Raw genomic sequence first — 20,310 nt, 5'->3', positions numbered from 1 at the left:
ATGAGCGCCCTTCCCGCCTTCGAGAGCTTCGGCGCGCCGCGCGACATCCGCTGCCTGCTGGCCCATCGCCGGGTCCTCCTGTTCGGCGCGACGCCGGCCGCGGCCGAGCCGATGCGCTTTCTTGCTGCGCATGACGTCCCGGTCGCCGGCTTCCTCGACAATTCACCGGAAAAGCAGGGCGGTACGTTCGCCGGCCTGCCGGTCCATGCGCCCGCCGATCTCGGTCGACTGCTCGACGGCGAGACCGCGATCGTCATCGCCGCCGCCTGGCAGAGCGAGATCGCTCACCAGCTCGTCGATGACCTCGGCGTTCCGGAAGGCGTCGTCTTCCCCTATGTCTCGGCGATGTTCCAGGGTCATTTCGGGGCCGCCGCGCTGCTCCCCGCCCGCGGCGATCTCGACTGGCTGATGAACACGGTCGCCGACCGGGAATCGCGCGACTATCTCGCCCGCCTCGTCGCCTTTCGCTGGCGGATGGACGCCCGCGCGCTCGCCCGCAACCCGATGATCGACGGCCCCTACAGTTACGCCGTCGCCGAGCTCGGGCCGCGCCCCGGCGACCGGATCGTCGATTGCGGCGCCTTCGACGGCGATACCGCGCGGCTGTTCCTGGAACGCCTCGACGGCAACTGCCGGATCACCGCGCTCGAGGCGACCGGGCGGAATTTCCGCGCCCTCGAGAACTGGATCGCCAGCGCCGGCGTCACCGACCGGGTCGCGGCCGTGCATTGCGCGGTCGGCGCCGAGGACGGCGAGGCGATCATCGTCAGCGACGGCGAGGACGGCTCCGCCGATCCGCGCGCCACGGCCCGCCGCTGCGGTTCGGGCGAGACCGTCACCATGCGGCCGCTGGACGGCCTGATCGACGACGGCGCGGACTATATCAAGGTCGACGTCGAGGGTTTCGAACTCGACGTGCTGGCCGGTGCCGCGGCGACGATCCGCCGCCACCGCCCGGACCTGGCGCTCGCCTCCTACCATGCGCCGGCCCATCTCTGGCAGGTCGCCCGGGCGGTTCGCGCCTTCGACCCGCGCTACCGCCTGTTCCTTGGCCACCACCCGGCGGCGGCCTACGAGTGCGAGCTGTTCTGCACCGCGCGCGCCGGGATCGAGGCGGCGGCATGATCCTCGACCGTTTCTACAACCGGCCCGGTCGGACCGGCTTTCACTATCCGGGGCGGATGCTGAGCGGCCCCGGCACCCGGAACGAGGTCCCCGGGCTGCTCGTCGGGTTGCGAACGCTGGTCGTCGCCGACCGCTTCTTCGCTGCCGATCCGCTCATCGCCGAACTTGCCTTTGACCGCCTTGTCCTCGTCGACGGCGAACCGACCGACGCGGCGGTGGAGAAGGCGGCGGCATCCCTGCCCGCGGATTGCGGCGCGATCGTCGCGCTTGGCGGCGGCAGCGCCATCGACACCGCCAAGGCGCTGCACGCCACCATCGTCTGGGGCAGCCACGCGATCCACGACCCGGCAGAGCGCCCGGAACAGCCGCTGCTGGTGGCCATCCCGACGACCGCCGGCACCGGCTCTGAGGCCAGCCGCTTCTATGTCCTGAAGGGCGACGACGGGGCCAAGAAATCCTTCCGCGCCTGGGGCGTGACACCGCACCTGGCGGTGCTCGACCCGCATTTCCTGCAACAGGCCCCGAAAGCGCTGCTCGTCGGCGCCGCCTTCGATTCCTTCCTGCATCTCTGGGAGACCTTCGTCTGCCGGGGCGAGCGCTCGCCGGCGACCGACATGCTGGCGCTCGACGGGATTCCGAAGATCGTCCAGGCGATCGGCGCCCTGCTCGGCGACGAGGAACCCTCGAACGCGGCGCTCGGTGATCTGCAGCAGGCCGCCTGGGCCGGCGGCGTGGCGATATCGAACGTCAGGACCGGGCTCGCGCACACGCTTGCGGAATCGCTCGCCGGGCAGGTCGCCCTCGGCCATCCGGAAACCCTGTATGTCTTCTTCCCCGTCGTCCTCGCCTCCTACCGCGACGCGGTGGACGAGCGGATGACCCTGCTCGCCCGCCATCTCGGGCCGGGCTGGGACCACGACCGGCTAACCGCCTTCTGGCACGACGCCTTCACGGTCACCGGGCTTGCCCGCCGCACCTGTGACGTCATGCGAAATACCCCGATCGACCCCGCCGCCGTGGCCCGTGCCGCGGCCCGCGACACCGTACTGCTCAAGGAAAACCCGATGCCTTTGAAGCCCGAGGACCTCGACGGCCTGATCGACCGCGCGCTCGCCCCCTACCGGGTGGGCGAGGCGGTGCCGGCATGAGTATCGAGGCTCTCCAGGGGCTCGCCCGCTCGATCCGGCGGCGCAGCCTCGACGCGATCTACCACGCCGGCTCGGGCCACCCGGGCGGATCGCTCTCGGCGGCCGACATCCTCGCCTGCCTCTATGGCCGGGAATTCGACCTCGACGCCATCGCCGAGAACCGCGACAGCCGCGCCCGCTTCGTGCTCTCGAAGGGCCATGCCTGCCCGGCGCTCTATGCCACGGCGGCCTCGGTCGGCCTTGCCGCCGCCGACGCGGCGAACGGCCTGCGCAAGCTCGGCAGCCCCTTCCAGGGCCATCCCCACGTCCTCGACCTGCCCTGGGTGGAAACCTCGACCGGCTCGCTCGGCCAGGGCTTCTCGGCCGCCATCGGCATGGCGATCGGGCTCCGCCACCAGGGCAACCCGGCGCGGGTCTATACCCTGCTTGGCGACGGCGAACTGCAGGAAGGCGAGGTCTGGGAGGGCGCGATGTGCGCCGCCCATTATCGGCTCGGCAATCTCTGCGCCATTGTCGACTACAACAAGCTGCAGTCGGACGACCTGAACGAGAACATCATCGGCCTGGTACCGCTCGCCGCGCGCTGGCGCGCCTTCAACTGGGCGGTCGCCGAGATCGACGGCCACGACATCCCCGCGATTCTCGCCGCCCTCGACGCGGCCCGCGCCGAGACGGCACGGCCGAGCGTCATCATCGCCCACACCGTGAAGGGCAAGGGGGTCTCCTACATGGAGGCCAACCCGCCCTGGCACGGCAGCGTCAAGCTGAGCGACCGGAACATGGCGGACGCCTTCGCCGACCTCGGCCCGCAAGACACCGAAACGGAGGAGTGGCGCCATGTCGGCCGCGCTTGAGATGAAGGAGGCGGCCCCGGCGCTGATCGGCACCAGCGGCGACAGCCTGCGCGAGGCCTTCGGCCGGGCGCTGGCCGAGCTCGGCGCCGAACGCAGCGATTTCGTGGTCTGCGACGCCGATATCGCCGGCGGCACCGGCACGCACCATTTCCGCAAGGCCTGGCCGGATCGCTTCTACCAGTTCGGCATCGCCGAGCAGAACATGATGGCGGCGGCCGGCGGCATGGCGGCGACCGGGCTGATTCCCTTCGTCACCACCTTCGCCGTCTTCGCCCTCAGGGCGCTCGAACAGGCCCGCCTGCAGATCGCCTATCCGCGCCGCAACGTGAAGATCGTCGCCAGCCATCCCGGCCTCGATGTCGGGCCGGACGGCGCCTCGGCCCAGGCGCTCGAGGACCTGGCCGCCTACCGGGCGCTGCCCGGCATGACCGTGATCTCGCCGGCCGACCCGGTCGAGATGCGCCTCGCCACCCGCGCGGTACTCGCCCATGATGGACCGGTCTACATGCGCAGCGGCCGCAGCAATGCCCGCGTGCTGTTCGACGACAACCATGAATTCCGGATCGGCAGGGGCCGGGAACTCCGCCCCGGTACCGACGTCACCCTGATCGCCTGCGGGGTCGAGGTCGCCCGTGCCCTCGACGCCGCCGGGATCCTCGCCGCCGAGGGCATTGCCGCCCGCGTCGTCAACATGGCGACCATCAAGCCGCTCGACCGCGCGATCGTCGAACGCGCGGCGCGCGACACCGGCGCCATCGTCACGGCAGAGGACCACAATGTCATCGGCGGGCTCGGCGGCGCGGTCGCCGAGGCGCTCGCCGAAGGCACGCCCTGCCCTGTCGAATTCGTCGGCGTCAGCGACCGCTTCGGCGAGTCCGGCGAACCCGAGGAACTGGCCGAGGCCTACGGCCTGACCGGCCCGCATATCGCCGCCGCCGCCCGGCGCGCCATCGCCCGCAAGCGGAAGGGCTGAACCATGGCAATCGATCTTCAGGGCCGGGTCGCCTTCGTCACCGGCGGCAGCCGGGGCATCGGCAGGGCCATCGCAATCCGGTTGGGGGGAGCCGGCGCGGCCGTCGCGCTGACCTATCGCGTCGAGGGGGACGCGGCCGCGGCGGTCGTCGCGGAGATAGTGTCGGCCGGTGGCCGCGCCACGGCTTTCCCGATGGAGGTGACCGACCGCACCTCGATCGAGGCGGCACTCGACGGCGCCGAGGCCACCTTCGGGCCGCTCTCGATCCTCGTCAACAATGCCGGCATCAACAAGCCGACCGACTTCGACCGGATCGAGGAGGCGGACTGGGACAGCATCATGGCCGTCAACCTGAAGGGGCCGTTCCTCTGCTCCCAGGCGGCGCTGCCCCGGATGGCGAAGGCCGGCGGCGGCGCGATCGTCAATATCGGCTCGGTCAGCGGCCAGTACGGCGGGCCGCGCACCGCGCATTACGCCGCCAGCAAGGCCGGGCTGATCTCGCTCGGCCAGGTGATCGCCCGCTTCGGCGCGGCGTCGGGCGTCCGATGCAACACGGTGGCCGCCGGGCTGATCGGCTCGGAGATGGCGGCGGCCGGGATGCAGTCGGCGGCCGTCCAGCAGGCAGCGGCGGGCATCGTCGCCGGGCGCCTCGGCGAGGCCCGAGAGGTTGCCGACGCGGTCGCCTTCCTGGCCAGCGACGAGGCGAGCTACATCACCGCCCAGACCGTCAACGTCAACGGGGGGCTCTACTTTTGAGCCGGACGATCCTTTTCGTGGGCGCCGGCATCGAGGCGCTGCACGGGCTCAAGCGGGCGCGCGAGATGGGCCTGCATGTGGTCGCGAGCGACATGAACCCGGAGGCCACCGGCTTCGCCGCCGCCGACGACCGGCTGATCGCGTCGACCTACGACATAGAGGCGAGCGTCGCCGCGGCCCGCGACTATCACCGGACCGTGCGCCCGATCGACGGCGTGATCGCGCTCGGCACCGATGTGCCCCGCACCGTCGCGGCGATCCAGGACGCGCTCGGCCTGCCGGGGATCGGCGGCGAGGCGGCCGCGCTCGCCATGGACAAGCTGGCGATGAAGGAGCGTTTCCGCGCCCGTGGCGTCGCGGTGCCGTGGTTCTCGGCCGTCGCCGACGCCGCCTCGCTCCGCCACATCGTCGCCGTGGAGGGCCTGCCGCTGGTGCTCAAGCCGGTCGACAGCCGGGGCAGCCGGGGCGTGCTTCGGCTCGGACCCGAGATCGATCTCGACTGGGCCTTCGAGACCGCACGTGGCCATTCGCCGACCGGCCGGGTGATGGTCGAACGCTATCTCGCCGGGCCGCAGGTCTCGACCGAAACGCTGGTCGAGAACGGACGCGGCTATACCATCGGCTATTCCGACCGCAACTACGAACTGCTGGAACGCTTCGCCCCCCACTTCATCGAGAATGGCGGCGAACTGCCGAGCCGGCACGACGAGCCGACGCGCGCGGCAATCGCCGACCTGGTCGAGGCGGCGTCGGCGGCGCTCGGCATCCGCACCGGCACGGTGAAGGGCGACATCGTCGTCGCGGACGGCGTGCCGCATGTCATCGAGCTCGCGGCGCGGCTGAGCGGCGGCTATTTCTGCAGCCTCGAGATCCCGCTCAATACCGGCGTCGACTTCGTCGCCCAGGCGATCCGGCTGGCCCTCGGCGAGCCGCTCGAGCAGCCGGCGATCGCACCGAGATATTCCCGTCCCGTGGTCCAGCGCTACAAGTTCCCGGCACCGGGCCGGATCGTCTCCATCGACGGGGTCGAGGCGGCCCGCGCCCTGCCCGGCATCGCCGAGATCGTGGTCAGCAAGCGGCCCGGCGACCTGATCGAGCGGCCGACCGATTCCAACGCCGCCGCGGCGATGGCGATCGCGCTCGGCGACTCGCGGGAGGAGGCGATCGCGCGCGCCGCCGCCGCCATCGAGACGATCCGCATCGAGACGGTGCCGCAATGAGAATCCTCATCGTCGCCGCCCACCCGGACGACGAGGTGCTCGGCGCCGGCGCCGTTGCCGCCCGCCATGCCGACCGCGGCGACGAGGTCGCGATCGCGATCCTGGGCGAGGGTCTCTCGGCCCGCCACGCCAGCCGCGACGCGGTGCCGGCCGCGGAACGGACAGCCCTTCGGGAAGCCTCGGAAAAGGCCGCCGCGATCCTCGGCGCCGGCCGGCTCCGGCTGCACGATTTCCCCGACAACCGTTTCGACAGCGTCGCGCTGCTCGACATCGTGAAGGTGGTCGAGGCGGAGATCGCCGACTGGCAGCCGGAGGTCGTCTATACCCACTTCGCCGGCGACCTGAACATCGACCACGAGATCACGAGCCGCGCGGTGCTGACCGCCTGCCGGCCGCTGCCGGGCGCCGCCGTGCGCCGCATCCTCGCCTTCGAGGTTCCCTCCGCCACCGGCTGGGGCCTGCCCCAGCACCCCTTCCAGCCGACCGTCTTCGCCGATGTCTCTGGCACGCTGGAACGCAAGGTCGCGGCACTTGCCGCCTATGACGGCGAGCTTCGCCCCTTCCCCCATCCGCGCTCGGCCGAGGCGCTGCGCGCCAAGGCGGCGGCCTGGGGATCGCAATCCGGCCTCACCGCCGCCGAACCGTTCCAGTTGATCCGGGAGATCGCGCCATGATGCATGCACCCCTGCCGCTGAAGTCGCTGAAGCTCCTTGTCATCGCCGCCCGCGTCGTCGGTCATCGCTGCCTCGACGCTATCCTCGCCAACGGCGGCAACGTCAGCGGCCTGCTCACCCTCGACGGGGCAAAGGCGGGGGAGACCGTCGCCTTCCAGCCGTTCGACGACCTGATCGCCGAGCACGGCCTCCAGAGCCGGCGCTTCACCGACCTGAAGGACCCGGCGCTGCTCGACTGGGCGCGCGCCCTCGACGCCGATCTCGGGATCGTCGTCGGCGTCTCCAACCTGATCCCCGACAGCCTGCTGGCGGTCCCGAAGCAGGGCTTCATCGGCATGCACCCGACGCTGTTGCCGGAAGGCCGCGGCCGCGCCCCGATCCCGTGGGCGATCATCAAGGGCCTGCGGCAGACCGGGGTCTCGCTGTTCTGGTGCGACGGCGGCGCCGATACCGGCGACCTGCTGGCCCAGCAGCCGGTGCCGATCCGCGCCAGCGATACCGCCTCGACGCTCGGCGCGCGTACCGACAAGGTCGCCGCGAGCCTGCTCGTCAAGGCACTGAACGGCATCGCCGAGGGCAAGGCGCCGCGCACCCGACAGGACGAGGCGGCGGCCAGCCAGTGGCCCAGGCGGCGGCCTGAGGACGGGCTGATCGACTGGCACCAGCCGGCCGAGCGGCTCTACGACTGGGTCCGGGCGCTCACCCATCCCTATCCCGGTGCCTTCACGGAACTGTCCGGCCGGCGCCTCTATATCTGGTCCGCCAAGGCGTTCGGCGGGCGCAGCGCGGCCGCGCCGGGCACCGTCCTGGCATTGTCCGACGCCGGCGCCACGGTCGCCTGCGAAACCGGGGCGCTGATCATGACCTCGGTGCAATGGGACGGGCAGCCCGAGACCGCGCCGGCCAACGCCGGGCTCTGCCCCGGCGACCGGTTCGCCTGACCATGGCCGGGCTCAGGGGCTACGCGCTCTTCCATCTCAATCTCGCCTTCTCGGCGGTCGAGGAGGAGGCGCGCGGCGAGATCATCCGCCGCTGCTACTGGCCGCTGCTCGATCTCGCCCGCCGCGACGACCTGAAGATCTCGATCGAGGCGACCGGCTTCACGCTGGAGGAAATCGCCCGCCGCGATCCGGGCTGGCTCGAGGCGCTGCGGGCCGGCATCGCCGCCGGCCGGATCGAGGTGGTCGGCTCCGGCTATGCCCAGCTCATCGGCCCGCTCGTCCCGGCCGACGTCAACCGCGCCAACCTGCGGCTCGGGCACGCGGTCTACCAGCGCCTGCTCGGCTGCCGGCCCGACATCGCCCTGGTCAACGAACAGGCCTATTCCGCCGGTCTCGTGCCGCTCTATCGCGCGGCCGGCTACCGCGCCCTGGTGATGGACTGGGACGGGGTCGCGGCCGCCCATCCCGACTGGCCGGCGGCGATGCGCTACTATCCGCAGGCGGCGATCGGCGCCGACGGCGCAAGCATGCCGCTGATCTTCTCCAACACCATCGCCTTCCAGAAGCTGCAGCGGCTCGCGCATGGCGATCTCGGGCCCGACGACTGGCTCGACTACCTCGCCCGCCAGCAGGGCGATGCTGAGCGCGGCTTCCCGCTCTACGGCAACGATGCGGAGATCTTCGACTTCCGCCCGGGCCGCTTCGAGACCGAGGGCGTCCCCGACGAGACCAGCGAGTGGGCGCGCCTCCGCGCCGCCTTCCGGGCCTTTCGCGCGGTCCCCGGCTATTCCCTGGTGCATCTCCACGAGATGCTGACCCTGGAGCATCCGGAGCACGGCAACCGGGCGATCCGGCTGGAAAGCCCGGCCTGCCCGATCCCGGTCAAGAAGCAGACGAAATACAACGTCACCCGCTGGGCCGTCACCGGGCGCGACGATTCGGCGATCAACGGCCGCTGCCACGCGCTGGCCGAACGGCTGCGCGTGAGCGGCAATGCCGGCGACGACGCCTGGCGCGAGCTCTGCCTGCTCTGGTCGAGCGATTTCCGCACGCACATCACCGAGCGCCGCTGGTCCGCCTATGGCGAGCGCCTGCGGGCACTGGAAGCCCGGCTCGGGGTATCCGCGCCGGACCTGCCGGCGCCGGCGCTGGCCCCGATCAACGGCGCCCGGCCGACCGCCAACGGCGATATCCTGGAGATCGAGACCGATGCGGTCCGCATCCGGCTGAACACCCGGCGCGGACTCGCCATCGACGGCCTCTGGCTCGGCGACAAGCAGGGCGAGCCGCTGTGCGGGACGCTGCCGCACGGCTATTTCGACGACATCGGCTACGGCTACGACTGGTATTCGGGGACGCTGGTTCTCGAATCGCCAGCCCGGGCCAAGGTCACCGACCTGACCCGGGTGAGCCCGGAGTTCGCCCGCGTTGCCGGGAACGACGACATCGTGATCGACGCCCGCATGGCGACACCGCTCGGGATCATCGAGAAACGCCTGATAATCGGCGCCTCCGCCGCCGTGGTTAACAGTTTCTATACTTTGCACTGGCGAGAATGGCCGCTCGGCAGCCTCCGGATCGGCAATATCACGCTCAACCCGGCGGCCTTCGAGGAAGAAACCTTGGCAGTGACCACCCACAATGGCGGCGAGACGGCGGAACGCTTCGCCCTCGCCGGTCAGGAAGTCGACCACGGCGCGGCCGTGTCGATGCTGGTCTCCGCGACATCGGGCTTCGGCATGACCGAGGGCCGGGTCGAGATCGGCGACGGGCGGCACAGCCTCGGACTTTCGGTTTCACGCGCGAACGCGGCCCCGATCGGCCTCCTCACGCACAAACGTATCAAGGACCGTCTGTTCTGCCGGCTCTCGCTTTCGACCATGGAGCTCGACGAAACAAGGCGGCCTGCTGACCAGGTACCAGAGCAGTCGAATGGCGGATACAGGTTCCATTACGCCCTGCATGCATGAGCCGCTCGCCCGTGGCCGGATGAACGGCCACGCCCCGCGCAACAGCATGATCCGGGACTTCCTCAAGCCTTGCATCGATTTCGAGGACAAGGTGGTGATGATCACCGGCGGCACCGGCTCGTTCGGCCGGGCCTTCGTGCGTTCGGTGATCGAGCGCTGGACGCCGCGCAAGCTGATCGTCTTCTCGCGCGACGAGATGAAGCAATACGAGATGGCGCAGGAATTCCCGGGCGAGCGCTATCCCTTCATGCGCTTCTTCATCGGCGACGTGCGCAACCGCGACCGCCTGGAAATGGCGATGCGCGACGTCGATTACCTGGTGCATGCGGCGGCCCTGAAGCATGTCCCGATCGCCGAGTACAACCCGCTCGAATGCATTCATACCAATGTGCTGGGCGCCGAGAATGTCCTGCACGCCGCGATCCACAACAAGGTCAAGAAGGTGATCGCGCTGTCGACCGACAAGGCGGCCAACCCGATCAATCTCTACGGCGCCTCCAAGCTCGCATCCGACAAGATCTTCGTCGCCGCCAACCACCTGGCCGGGCGCGGCGGCACGCGCTTCTCGGTGGTCCGCTACGGCAATGTCATCGGCTCGCGCGGCAGCGTCGTGCAGCATTTCCGGAAGCTGATCGCGGAGGGCGCCGACGCCCTGCCGATCACCGACCTGCGCATGTCCCGGTTCTGGATCACCCTCGAACAGGGGGTCAATTTCGTGCTCTCGAACTTCGCCCTGATGAAGGGTGGCGAGATCTTCGTGCCGAAGATCCCGGCGATGAAGATGACCGACTTCGCGCATTCGATCGCGCCCGGGCATCCGCTTCGCGAAATCGGCATCCGGCCGGGCGAGAAGCTGCACGAGGTGATGATTTCCGAGGACGACGGCCGCGCCACCCTGGAACTCGACGACCGCTACCTGATCATGCCGAGCTTCGCCGCCTGGGAGCGCGACGGCTTCCTCGCCTCCGGCGCCCGCACGGTCCGGGAGAGTTTCAGCTACACCAGCGACCGCAATCCGGAACAGCTCGACAGCGACGGGCTGCACGAGATGCTCGAACGCATCCCGGCCTGACGCCATGGATGCCGGCCCGAACCCGCCCTTCCTGCCCTACGGCCGGCAGGAGATCGACGACGACGATATCGCCGCCGTCGCGCGCGTCCTGAAAAGCGACTGGCTGACCACCGGACCGGCGGTCCAGAACTTCGAGAGCGCGCTCGCCCGGGCGACCGGCGCCCGCTACGCGCTCGCCTGTTCGAGCGGCACCGCGGCGCTGCACCTGGCCGCCATGGCGCTCGGCCTCGGGCCGGGCGATGCGGTGATCGTGCCAGCCATCACCTTCCTCGCGACCGCCAACGCGGTCCGCTATACCGGCGCCGAGGTGGTCTTCGCCGACGTCGACCCGTCGACCGGGCTGATGGAGCCCTCCGATCTCGAGGCGGCGCTTGCCCGGGTCCCCGACGGGCTCAGGGCGCGCGCCGTCTTCAACGTCCATTATGCCGGACAGACCGGCGATGTCTGGGGCATTGCCGCGGTCGCCCGGGCCAACGGCCTGCGCATCGTCGAGGATGCCGCGCACGCGCTCGGCACCCGCTACGGCGGCGACCACGCGGCCGGCGCCTGCGCCCATGCCGACATGGCCTGTTTCTCCTTCCATCCGGTCAAGACCGTGGCGATGGGCGAAGGCGGCGCGGTCACAACCAACGACCCGACCGTCGCGGCCGCCGTGATGCGCTTCCGCAACCACGGCATGAGCCGCAACCCGGACGATTTCGGCGACGACGAGATCGCGCTGGACGCCGCCGGCAATGCCAATCCGTGGATCTACGCGATGCCGGAGCCGGGCTACAATTACCGGGCGAGCGACATCGCCTGCGCGCTCGGCGCCTCGCAACTCGCCAAGCTGGACGGCTTCGTCCGCAAGCGCCGGCAGCTGATCGCGCTCTACGACCGGGCCCTCGACGAACTGCCGAAAACCCTGCGGCCGCTGATCCGGCCGCTCGAGCGCCGCGCCGACAGCCGACCGGCCTGGCATCTTTCCGTCGTGCTGATCGATTTTCCCCGTCTCGGCCTCGACCGGGCCGCACTGATGCATATCCTGCGCGCCCAGGGGATCGGCAGCCAGGTACATTACATCCCGGTCCACCGCCAGCCCTACTATCGCGCCCGCTACGACAGGACGGTCCTGCGCGGCGCCGATGCCTTCTATGCGCGCTGCCTGTCGCTGCCGCTCTATCCGTCGCTGAGTGCCCGCGACATCGGCCGCGTGATCGCCGCCTTCCAGCGGCTCTGATCCGCCGCCCAGCCTAGTCGGCGAAGCCGACCGGCACGCGGGCCAGCAGATGGTTCTTGTCGGTCGAGAAGAGGCCCGAGGCCTTCTCCGTCCGGACCGCCTTGATCCAGAGCGACGGCGGGCGGGTGACGCCCTGCCCATGGATCAGCGCCGCGCCGACGAACCAGCCGGGTTCGTAACCCCGATAGCGGAAATGACCGGCCTCCCCATCACTGCCCTCCGCCTGCTCGGCCAGGCGGAATTCGTAGGTTCCGGCCGGATCCATGCGATCCATGACGAACACCAGCAGCGCATAGTCGCGCTCCGGCCCGACGATGACCGGAACCTCGGGCTGGTAGGCTTTCAGGAACAGGCCGGCGAAAAGATCGTTGGCATCGCTCTCGATCGCCCGGATCGCCTCGGCCGGATAGAGGAAGGCGCGGATCGCCGGCTGCTCGGCGAATAGCGGCCGTGCCTGCGCCCATTCGATCGCCAGGCGCTTCCCCTCGACACGGTAGTTGGCGGCGAAGCGGGTCGCAGCGCGGCGGCCGATCACGTCCTTCCAGCGCAACTCGCCGGCGACGCTGAAGCGCCCCGACGTCTTGCGGTCGGCGGCAAAGCGGTCGATGACGATCTCCGCGAGGTCGAAGCCCTCGTAATGAAATTCGGTCTCGGGGCGGATCGCCTCGATTCCCGCCACGCCGAGGTCCGCGGCAACCAGGGCCGGCTCGGCGCCGGCCAGCCGGGCGGCGACCGCGTCGAGAACAACCTGCCCGTGAACGGGCAACAGGTCGGGCGGCGCGATACCGCTTTCTCGCGCCGGTTCGGCGGCCAGCGCCGGGCCGGCCAGCAGCCAGCCGAACGCCAGCGCGAGCAACAACCCGACGGCGGCCCGGATCGTCGGCCTAGAACCGGAAGGTCGAGCGGATCGTGGCAAGGTCAAGGTCATCTTCCTCCAGCTCGTGCGGCGCCTCGACCGCGAAATAGCCGCGCAAGGTCGCCCCGGTGATGCGGATCTTGTCTGTCAGCCGGAAGGTTGGACGGAAATCGAGGCCGTCCGCCTTGTTCCCGGTCAGGCCCGTACTGCCGCCGGACGCGGCGCCAGACGGTTCGTCACGGGCATAGCGGATCCCGAGGTCGAAGCCCTGCCAGCCGAGGCTGTACCGGATCGTCTCGTTCGGTCCGGGCGGCTTGATGCCGTTGTCGGTCCCGCTGTAGGTCACGCCCAGTTGCAACCCGGCGAAGCGGGGCTCGAGGGCATAACCGCGGAACGCCGGCGCCGGATCATCGGTTTCCGCGACCGTCTGCCCGCCGCCATTCCCGGCCGTCCCCCAGGACTGGCTGAGCTTGAAGCCGGCGATTGTCGGCGAATCGTAGCGGACGACGTCTCCGGACGCCTGGTCGGAGGCAAGACTGCCGGGACGATCCGTGCTCGGCGCCTCGCTTACCGGAATGTCGTAGCGACGGAAAGGAACATTGCCGTCGATCCGCCGGAAGGGATCGATGATCGGGCGACGGAGGATCAGGAAGCGCTGGCCGGGGCCGCGCAGGGGAATGATGACGGCACCGGGCGGCGGTCCGTAGAATTCGTCGTCGAAATCGTCGCAGCAATCGCAGCAATAGTCGTCGTAGTCGTCGTCGTAATAGCCGGCCCAGTCTCCGTACGGGCCATCCGCGTCCTGCGCCGCACCGTCATCCCGGTCGCCGCCCTCGCCTTTCTCGCCGCCGCCGAAGAGCCCGAAGTTGAGCGACAAGGTGAAGCGGGTATTGCCGCTGCCGAGGTCCCGGTCCGCCTGGTTCCGCGAGCCGGCGGTCGAGCCGCCCTGCGCCGCCGTGGTCGCGCCGGCAGAGGACGCCGGCCGGTCCTTCGCCGGCTCGCCGGCGGCCCCGGCTGCATATCCGTTGCCGAGCGGCGGCTCGGCATAGGTGGCGCCGAGGCCGAGATCCCACTTCGTCGTCCAGCTGCTGAAGGCATCGAGGCCCCGGGCACCGTCGAATTGCCTGAAACGGAGCGTCCAGGCGGATTTCGTTCCGCCACCGTCGGTCGGCGAATAGACTTCTTCGGCTGCCGCCGCGGCATTGCGCGCCACCGAAGCGGCGGTCGCTTCCGCCGCCTTCGCCACGTTGGCCGCCGCCCGATCGGCCGCCGCTTCCCGGTCGCGCGCCGCCCAGATCGGTTGCCAGTGCGCCTGGAAACGGCTGAAGGCCCATTCGAATGAACGCGAGGTCGGCCTGATCTCCCGGCCCCGATCGTCGCGCGGGGAGGAAGCGAAATAGTCCGGATTGGCAACCGCGTTCAGGAACGTGACGGCGTGCGGATTGTCGCGCCCGATGCCTCCGACCGGCACGGTTTCGTCGAACATAAGGAGGAAGGCCGCCTCGTTCAGCGCGCGGTAATTCTCCGCTTCCTTCAGGGTCTCGTTCCGGTAGGTGTCGCCGTCGCGATGACGGTAGCGCCAGGTTCTCTCTTCCGGATGCTCGCGGCCGCTCCGTTCGAACCCCTGCTTCATCGGATCGATCTGGTAGAAACCGCCGCCGTCGCCGCCGCCGTCGGCCCAGGCGGGCGAGAAGGCCGCCAGGCTCACCAACGCGACCGCGATCGACCGGAGGAGCCCCCGGCACCGCGATCGATTTCCAGCCGCTTCCGTCGCAAGTAACATCGGAACGCCTTCCATTCGGAAGACATCATATAATAGGATCGGGCGTTTGTCGCGCTGCGACCGTCACCTGGTGCCCTGGGGCAGCGACGCGCCTGCGCTGCTTGACTTTTGATAATCCGTCTGTATTCAAACCCGCTAATTATTGAAAAATGGAAACAAAAATCGATGGCCGTGGAACCAACGACATGAGCAGGCATTCTTGGTGGGAATACCAGACAAGGACGTGGCTGTTCGAGGTTCCAACGTGGTCAATTCAGGATATTCTTCGGATTTTCCACAGATCGAAACGCCGATGAGGGCTATCGACCAACATAGCGGGAGATTTTTGTCTCTGATCGGGACAACCGTTATTGATGTCCTGAATGACGGAACCATCACGTTCATGGAGATATCGGGCGGCGACTCGGTCCGCTCCGCGGAATACGCCATCGGCACCTCGATCTTCGAGCACGTCGACCCCGCCTCGCCGCTCGGCCGCGATATCGCCCGCGGCCAGGGCGGCGACAATTTCGTGAGCAGTCACGATCTGCCGGAAGGGGAGCTGAGCTTCACCTTCCGGCCGCTCCGCGATTCCCCGCAGGGCGATCGCATCTGCCGCATCACGGCGATACCTGGCCCGCTGGAAATCGCCCTGCAGACCCGCCTGGGAGAGGTCGAGGACCGCTACTATCACCTGGTCGAGGCCGCCCCCGACGCCATCGTTGTCGTGCGCGGCGAGGTCATTGCCCATTGCAACAGGGCGATGGCGGACCTGGTCGGCTATCCCCAGGGCGAACTGATCGGGATGGTGGTCACCGACCTCATCGTGCCGGAGGACCGGGCGCATATCCTCGCCCTCCGGGCGCGACGGCTCGGCGGCGAGAACCCGCCGCAGCAATACAGTTTCCGGGCGCTCACCCGGTCCGGCCTGCGCCGCGATATCGAGGCAACCGCCGGCCTCGTCCAGTGGGACGGCGTTCCGGCGATCCAGGTCGTGGCCCGCGATGTCACGACCCAGCGCCGGGCGGCCCGGAACCTGCGTCACGCCCAGCGGATGGAAGCGGTCGGGCGGCTCACTGGCGGCGTCGCCCACGATTTCAACAACCTGCTGGCGATCGTCCTCGGCAACCTCGAAATCGTCCTCGACGAGGTCGGCGACAGCGACATCCTGATCAAGCGCCTGGAAACCGCCATCCGGGCGACCGAACGCGGTTCGACGCTGACCCACAGCCTTCTCGCCTTCGCCCGCCGGCAACCGCTCGACCCGGCGCCGGCCGACGTCAACCTGGCGCTGGTCGGCATGTCGACCCTGCTGCGGCGCACGCTCGGCGCCCGGATCCGGCTGGAGATCCGCTCGCCCGAGACCCTCTGGCCGACACTGGTCGACCTGTCGCAACTGGAAAACACGCTGCTGAACCTCGCCATCAACGCCCGCGACGCGATGCCGGACGGCGGCACGGTGATCGTCGAAACGGCCAATGTCGTCGACGGCCAGGAAGTCGAGGGCGAGCAGGCGGTCATCGCCCCGGCAAGCTTCGTGCGCCTGACCATGCGGGACGACGGGCTCGGCATGGAGAAGCAGGTCCGCGAGCAGGCGATCGAACCCTTCTTCACGACCAAGGAGATCGGCCAGGGCTCCGGCCTCGGGCTCAGCATGGCCTACGGCTTCATGAAGCAGTCCGGCGGTTACCTGACGATCGACAGCGCCCCCGGGAAAGGCAGCGACATCTCGCTCTACCTGCCGCGCGCCGACCGGCAGGGCGACGACGCCGGAGTGGCCGACCGGATTCCCCGCGGCACCGGCGAACGCATCCTGCTGATCGACGACGAGGACGATGTCCGCGACTATGTCGCCGCCCAGCTGTCCGGACTCGGCTACGAGGTGATCAGCGCGGGGAGCGCGCGGGAAGCCTCCTCGCTGATCGGGGAACAGGGGCGGTTCGATCTTCTCCTGACCGACGTCGTGGTGCCGGGCGAGCTTTCCGGCGACGCACTCGCACGGCATTTCCGCCACCGGGACAACAGGCTCGTCGTCCTGTTCATGAGCGGCCACGACCCGGGCGTCATCGGCATCGCGCCGGAGCAACTGCTGCGCAAGCCCTTCCGGCACTGGGAACTGGCTGCCCGCGTCCGGGCCGCGCTGGACGCCCGCCCCTAGCCCGACCCCGCCTCCGCCCCGGGAACTCTCCGCGCCCGGCGGGACCCGGCCGACAGCATTGCGCGCCGCGCGATCTATATATTCAGTGATTATATAAATTCAGTCCTCATTAACGAGTTGCCGATAGGCTGCGTTCGATATGACGCGAGCGGATTCCGACATGCCAGGCGTTCCCGCGACCGCGAAAAGCGGCCGCACCACCGCCAACGGCGACATGAGCCTCGCCGGCGCGTTGCTGGAAACTCGCGCATTTCCGGCCGCGATCCTGGATCGCGACGGCCGGGCCGCCCTCCGGAACAGCCTGTTCGACACCGCCCTGACAAGCGAGGGCCTGGCCGGCATGCTGGAGCATCCTGCTGCCGCGGAGGCGCTCGACGCGGCACGCGATCCGGGCATCCCGGCGACCGTCACAGGCGAATTCGGCCCGGGCGGCGGGATCCGGCAACTCTCGTTCACGCCACTGGCCGACGGCACCGTCCTGCTCGACTTCGATGCCGCGACGGACGGAGGCGCGCCTGAGGGCGACGATCCCGGATCCGAGGCGGTGATCCTCCAGAAGAGCGCCATGCTCGCCGATGCCGAAAGGCTCGCCCGGATCGGCCACTGGCGGCTGGTTCTGGAAACCGGCGAGCTGTTCTGGTCCGACGAGATATTCCGGATCTACGGCTTCGACCGGGACTCCTTCGAGCCCTCGCTGGAACCGGCCCTCGCCGTCTATCACGAGGAAGACAGGGGAATCGTCACGGCCGCCGTCCAGCATGCCATCGATGGCGGTCCGGGCTGGGACCTGACGGTCCGGCTGGTCAGACCCGACGGCGAACTGCGCCATGTCCGGGCCATCGGCCACGTCGAGGCCGACAGCGACGGCAAGGCGACCGCCCTGTTCGGCGTGCTGCAGGACATCACCGAGCAGCGCGACGCCGAACTCGCACGCGATCGAAGCGAGAAGCGTTCCCGCCTATTTCTCGAGATGCTGCCGATCCCGGCCGGGATCAGCAGCTATCCGGACGGCGAGATCATTGCCGAGAATGCCCGCCTGCCGGCCGCCCTCGGCACGGACGGCCGTTCGGCAATCGGCATGCGGACGGCCGACTTCTATATCGACGACGCGGAGCTCGCCGAGAACAAGGTGATCTTCGAGCGCGATGGCAGCTACCACAACCGCGAGCTTCACCTGCGTCGGCTGGACGGCCGCGAGATCACGATCTTTTCCTCGGCCCTGAAGTTCGACTACGAGGGCCAACCGGCGGTCATCTTCGCCTTCTCCGACGTCACCGACATCCTCCAGGTCCGGCACTCGCTGCAGGAGAGCGACGCCCGCTACCGGGCCCTGATCGACGGCTCGCTGCAGGGCATCCTGGTCCACCGCAATCTGGTGCCACTGTTCGCCAACGACGCCTTCGCGACCATGTACGGGTTCGAATCGACCGGCGACGTGACCGCGTTGCCCACGCTCCTCGACTACATCGATCCCGAGATGCGCGAGGCGGTGCTCGCCGATTCCAGCGCCGTCGTCGAGGGCCGGGACTTCGTGCCCTCGGTGCGGATCTGGAACACCCGCCTCGACGGCACGCCGATCTGCCTCGACGCGCTCCGCAAACGGATCATCTGGCAGGGCGAACCGGCGGTGCAGGTGACGCTCATCGACGTGACCGCCCAGGTGACCCACGAGCGCGAGCTGCTGCGCTCGAAGGAACTGGTCGAGGAACGCGCCCGGCAGCTCGGCGAGGCCTCGGCGCAGCTCCGCGAAACCAATATCCTGCTGGAGGGCGCAGAGCGCGCCGCGAAGCTCGGCCATTGGCGGCTCGACCTGGAATCCGGGGCGATGCACTGGTCGGCCGAGATGTACCGCATCCATGACCGCGACCCGGCAACCTTCGTGCCCGACCGGGAAAACGCCCGGGAACGTTACCTCCCCGAGGACTGGATGCGGCTGCGGGCCGTGGTCGAAAAGGCAATCGAGGAAAGCGAGGGCTACGAGTTCGATGCCCGCCTCGTTCGTCCGAACGGCGAGATCCGGCATGTCCACACGATCGGCATGCTGGAACTGGACTGGCAGGGCAAGGCCATCGCGATTTTCGGGATCCTGCAGGATGTCACGGAGCAGCGCAGGGCCGAGGAGGCCGCGCGGCGGAGTGAACAGCGCTTCCGCGATTTCGCCGACGCATCCGTCGACTGGTTCTGGGAAATGGACAGCGACCTTCGCTTCACCTACCTCTCGTCGAGCATTCACGAGCGCTGGGGCATCGACCCGACGGAGCTGCTCGGCCGGAGCCGGTTCGAGATCATCGACGCGACCACCGACGCGGCCGCCCTGATCGCCCACCAGGACGACCTGAGCAACCGCCGCCCGTTCAAGGACTTCGCCTATCGCACGAACCGGTCGGCGACCGGCGAGCGCTGGTGCAGCATCTCCGGCAAGCCGGTCTTCGACGAAGACGGCGCCTTCGTCGGCTATCGCGGCACGGCACGGGACATCACCGAGGAACGCCGCGCCCAGAACGCCCTGCGCGACAGCGAATCGCGTTTCCGGGACCTCATCGAGGGCTCGATCCAGGGCATCCTGATCCACCGCGACATGAAGCCGCTGTTCGCCAACGACTCCTTCGCCCGCTTCTTCGGCTATCGCGACGGCAGCGAGATCGAGGCCCTGCCGTCCGCCAGCATCCTGATCGAGCCGAGCGATCGCGCCGGGGTCGCCGAGGCAACGGCCCGCCTTCTCGCCGGCACGGAAACGACCAACCGGACCCGGCTCCGCTATCGCGCCCAGAGCGGCCAGGTCAAATACGCCGACGTGCTCCGGCGGATGACGAACTGGCATGGCGAGCCGGCCGTCCAGGTCACCATGTTCGACGTCACGCCCCAGGTCGAATACGAACAGAAGCTCGAACATACCAACCGGGAACTGACCCGCCTCGCCACCACCGACTCGCTGACCGATCTCGCGAACCGCCGGCATTTCATGGACACCGGCGAGGCCGAACTGATCCGCCATCATCGCTATCGCACCGGCCTCAGCCTGGTGATGCTGGATATCGACCATTTCAAGCGGATCAACGACCGCTTCGGCCACGACGCCGGCGACGAGGCGCTGCGAAGCTTCGCCCGGACGATTTCGCCGATGCTGCGCCAGTGCGACATGCTGAGCCGGCTCGGCGGCGAGGAATTCGCGATCCTGTTGCCGAACACCCGGCTGGACGGCGCCCGGGTCCTGGCCGAGCGTATCCGGGAACGGATTGCCGCCACGCCGATCGTCCACGGTGCCCATCGTTTCGACATGACGGTCAGCATCGGCATCGCCGAGGCAACGCGGACCCACAGCAACATCCAGACCCCGTTGGGCCTTGCCGACCGCGCGCTCTACGCGGCCAAGAACGGCGGCCGCAACCGCGTCGAGGTCTTCTCGGCGCTCCTCGACGCCGGCGTCGAGGCTTCCGGCGCCCCACGCGAACAGGCGGCCGCGCGGCTCGCCGCCGACCACGGGGCGCAATCGTCCGGGAAGCCGCGCGCAACCGCTGCCGAGACCGGCGGCGATCGCCAGAAATCCGGCACGAGGCGCCGCTAGCCGGGGCTGGACGTCGC

At 69.2% G+C, this 20,310-nt stretch carries 15 protein-coding genes; 13 read left to right on the top strand and 2 right to left on the bottom strand.

Going from position 1 to position 20,310, the window contains the following annotated elements; genetic code table 11:
- Genes OCH7691_RS07825 through pseC form a run of 11 tightly spaced genes read left to right on the top strand, consistent with a single transcriptional unit; the run spans position 1 to position 11,952 of the window.
- The gene (locus OCH7691_RS07825; RefSeq protein ID WP_217807855.1) at positions 1 to 1,125 is read left to right on the top strand and encodes an FkbM family methyltransferase; all 1,125 of its coding nucleotides are present in this window, start codon (positions 1 to 3) and stop codon (positions 1,123 to 1,125) included.
- On the top strand, positions 1,122 to 2,273 hold the full coding sequence (locus tag OCH7691_RS07820) for an iron-containing alcohol dehydrogenase family protein (protein WP_085882781.1): 1,152 nt from the start codon (positions 1,122 to 1,124) through the stop codon (positions 2,271 to 2,273). Before OCH7691_RS07825 ends, OCH7691_RS07820 begins: the two co-directional genes overlap by 4 nt.
- Entirely contained in the window at positions 2,270 to 3,127 is an 858-nt protein-coding gene (locus OCH7691_RS07815) for a transketolase (RefSeq protein WP_085882780.1), read from the top strand. The genes OCH7691_RS07820 and OCH7691_RS07815 overlap by 4 nt, the downstream gene beginning before the upstream one ends.
- A gap of 1 nt (position 3,128) precedes the next feature.
- Positions 3,129 to 4,100, top strand: a complete 972-nt coding sequence (locus tag OCH7691_RS07810; RefSeq protein ID WP_085883560.1) for a transketolase family protein — start codon at positions 3,129 to 3,131, stop codon at positions 4,098 to 4,100.
- 3 nt (positions 4,101 to 4,103) lie between these two features.
- Complete coding sequence (locus OCH7691_RS07805) at positions 4,104 to 4,856, top strand: 3-oxoacyl-ACP reductase family protein (protein ID WP_085882779.1); 753 nt, start codon at positions 4,104 to 4,106, stop codon at positions 4,854 to 4,856.
- Positions 4,853 to 6,076 (top strand): ATP-grasp domain-containing protein, encoded by a 1,224-nt coding sequence (locus tag OCH7691_RS07800; RefSeq protein WP_085882778.1) that lies wholly within the window; start codon positions 4,853 to 4,855, stop codon positions 6,074 to 6,076. Before OCH7691_RS07805 ends, OCH7691_RS07800 begins: the two co-directional genes overlap by 4 nt.
- The gene (locus OCH7691_RS07795) at positions 6,073 to 6,750 is read left to right on the top strand and encodes a PIG-L deacetylase family protein (protein ID WP_085882777.1); all 678 of its coding nucleotides are present in this window, start codon (positions 6,073 to 6,075) and stop codon (positions 6,748 to 6,750) included. The genes OCH7691_RS07800 and OCH7691_RS07795 overlap by 4 nt, the downstream gene beginning before the upstream one ends.
- Positions 6,747 to 7,691, top strand: coding sequence for a methionyl-tRNA formyltransferase (locus tag OCH7691_RS07790; RefSeq protein WP_085882776.1), 945 nt, complete (start codon positions 6,747 to 6,749; stop codon positions 7,689 to 7,691). Before OCH7691_RS07795 ends, OCH7691_RS07790 begins: the two co-directional genes overlap by 4 nt.
- Before the next feature lie 2 nt (positions 7,692 to 7,693).
- Positions 7,694 to 9,661, top strand: coding sequence for a polysaccharide deacetylase family protein (locus OCH7691_RS07785; RefSeq protein WP_139839579.1), 1,968 nt, complete (start codon positions 7,694 to 7,696; stop codon positions 9,659 to 9,661).
- A 46-nt stretch (positions 9,662 to 9,707) separates the two neighbouring features.
- Entirely contained in the window at positions 9,708 to 10,733 is a 1,026-nt protein-coding gene (gene pseB, locus OCH7691_RS07780; protein WP_217807920.1) for a UDP-N-acetylglucosamine 4,6-dehydratase (inverting), read from the top strand.
- Positions 10,734 to 10,737: 4 nt separating this feature from the next.
- Entirely contained in the window at positions 10,738 to 11,952 is a 1,215-nt protein-coding gene (pseC, locus tag OCH7691_RS07775; RefSeq protein ID WP_085882773.1) for a UDP-4-amino-4,6-dideoxy-N-acetyl-beta-L-altrosamine transaminase, read from the top strand.
- Between the two features lie 13 nt (positions 11,953 to 11,965).
- Here the strand turns inward: pseC and OCH7691_RS07770 are convergent, their stop codons facing one another.
- Complete coding sequence (locus OCH7691_RS07770; RefSeq protein WP_085882772.1) at positions 11,966 to 12,811, bottom strand: hypothetical protein; 846 nt, start codon at positions 12,809 to 12,811, stop codon at positions 11,966 to 11,968.
- A gap of 25 nt (positions 12,812 to 12,836) precedes the next feature.
- The gene (locus tag OCH7691_RS07765) at positions 12,837 to 14,516 is read right to left on the bottom strand and encodes a hypothetical protein (RefSeq protein ID WP_139839578.1); all 1,680 of its coding nucleotides are present in this window, start codon (positions 14,514 to 14,516) and stop codon (positions 12,837 to 12,839) included.
- Positions 14,517 to 14,973: 457 nt separating this feature from the next.
- On the opposite strand from OCH7691_RS07765, the gene OCH7691_RS07760 reads away from it, so the two are divergent.
- Together OCH7691_RS07760 and OCH7691_RS07755 are read left to right on the top strand one after the other, a co-directional pair.
- On the top strand, positions 14,974 to 16,728 hold the full coding sequence (locus OCH7691_RS07760) for a PAS domain S-box protein (protein WP_176244963.1): 1,755 nt from the start codon (positions 14,974 to 14,976) through the stop codon (positions 16,726 to 16,728).
- Between the two features lie 160 nt (positions 16,729 to 16,888).
- Positions 16,889 to 20,293 (top strand): PAS domain S-box protein, encoded by a 3,405-nt coding sequence (locus OCH7691_RS07755; protein WP_176244962.1) that lies wholly within the window; start codon positions 16,889 to 16,891, stop codon positions 20,291 to 20,293.
- Positions 20,294 to 20,310: the final 17 nt, after the last annotated feature.

Source organism: Oceanibacterium hippocampi (assembly GCF_900172325.1).
Classification (GTDB): domain Bacteria; phylum Pseudomonadota; class Alphaproteobacteria; order Sneathiellales; family Sneathiellaceae; genus Oceanibacterium; species Oceanibacterium hippocampi.
The sequence above is the reverse complement of the archived record's forward strand: the minus strand, read 5'-3'. Positions and strand labels throughout refer to the sequence as shown.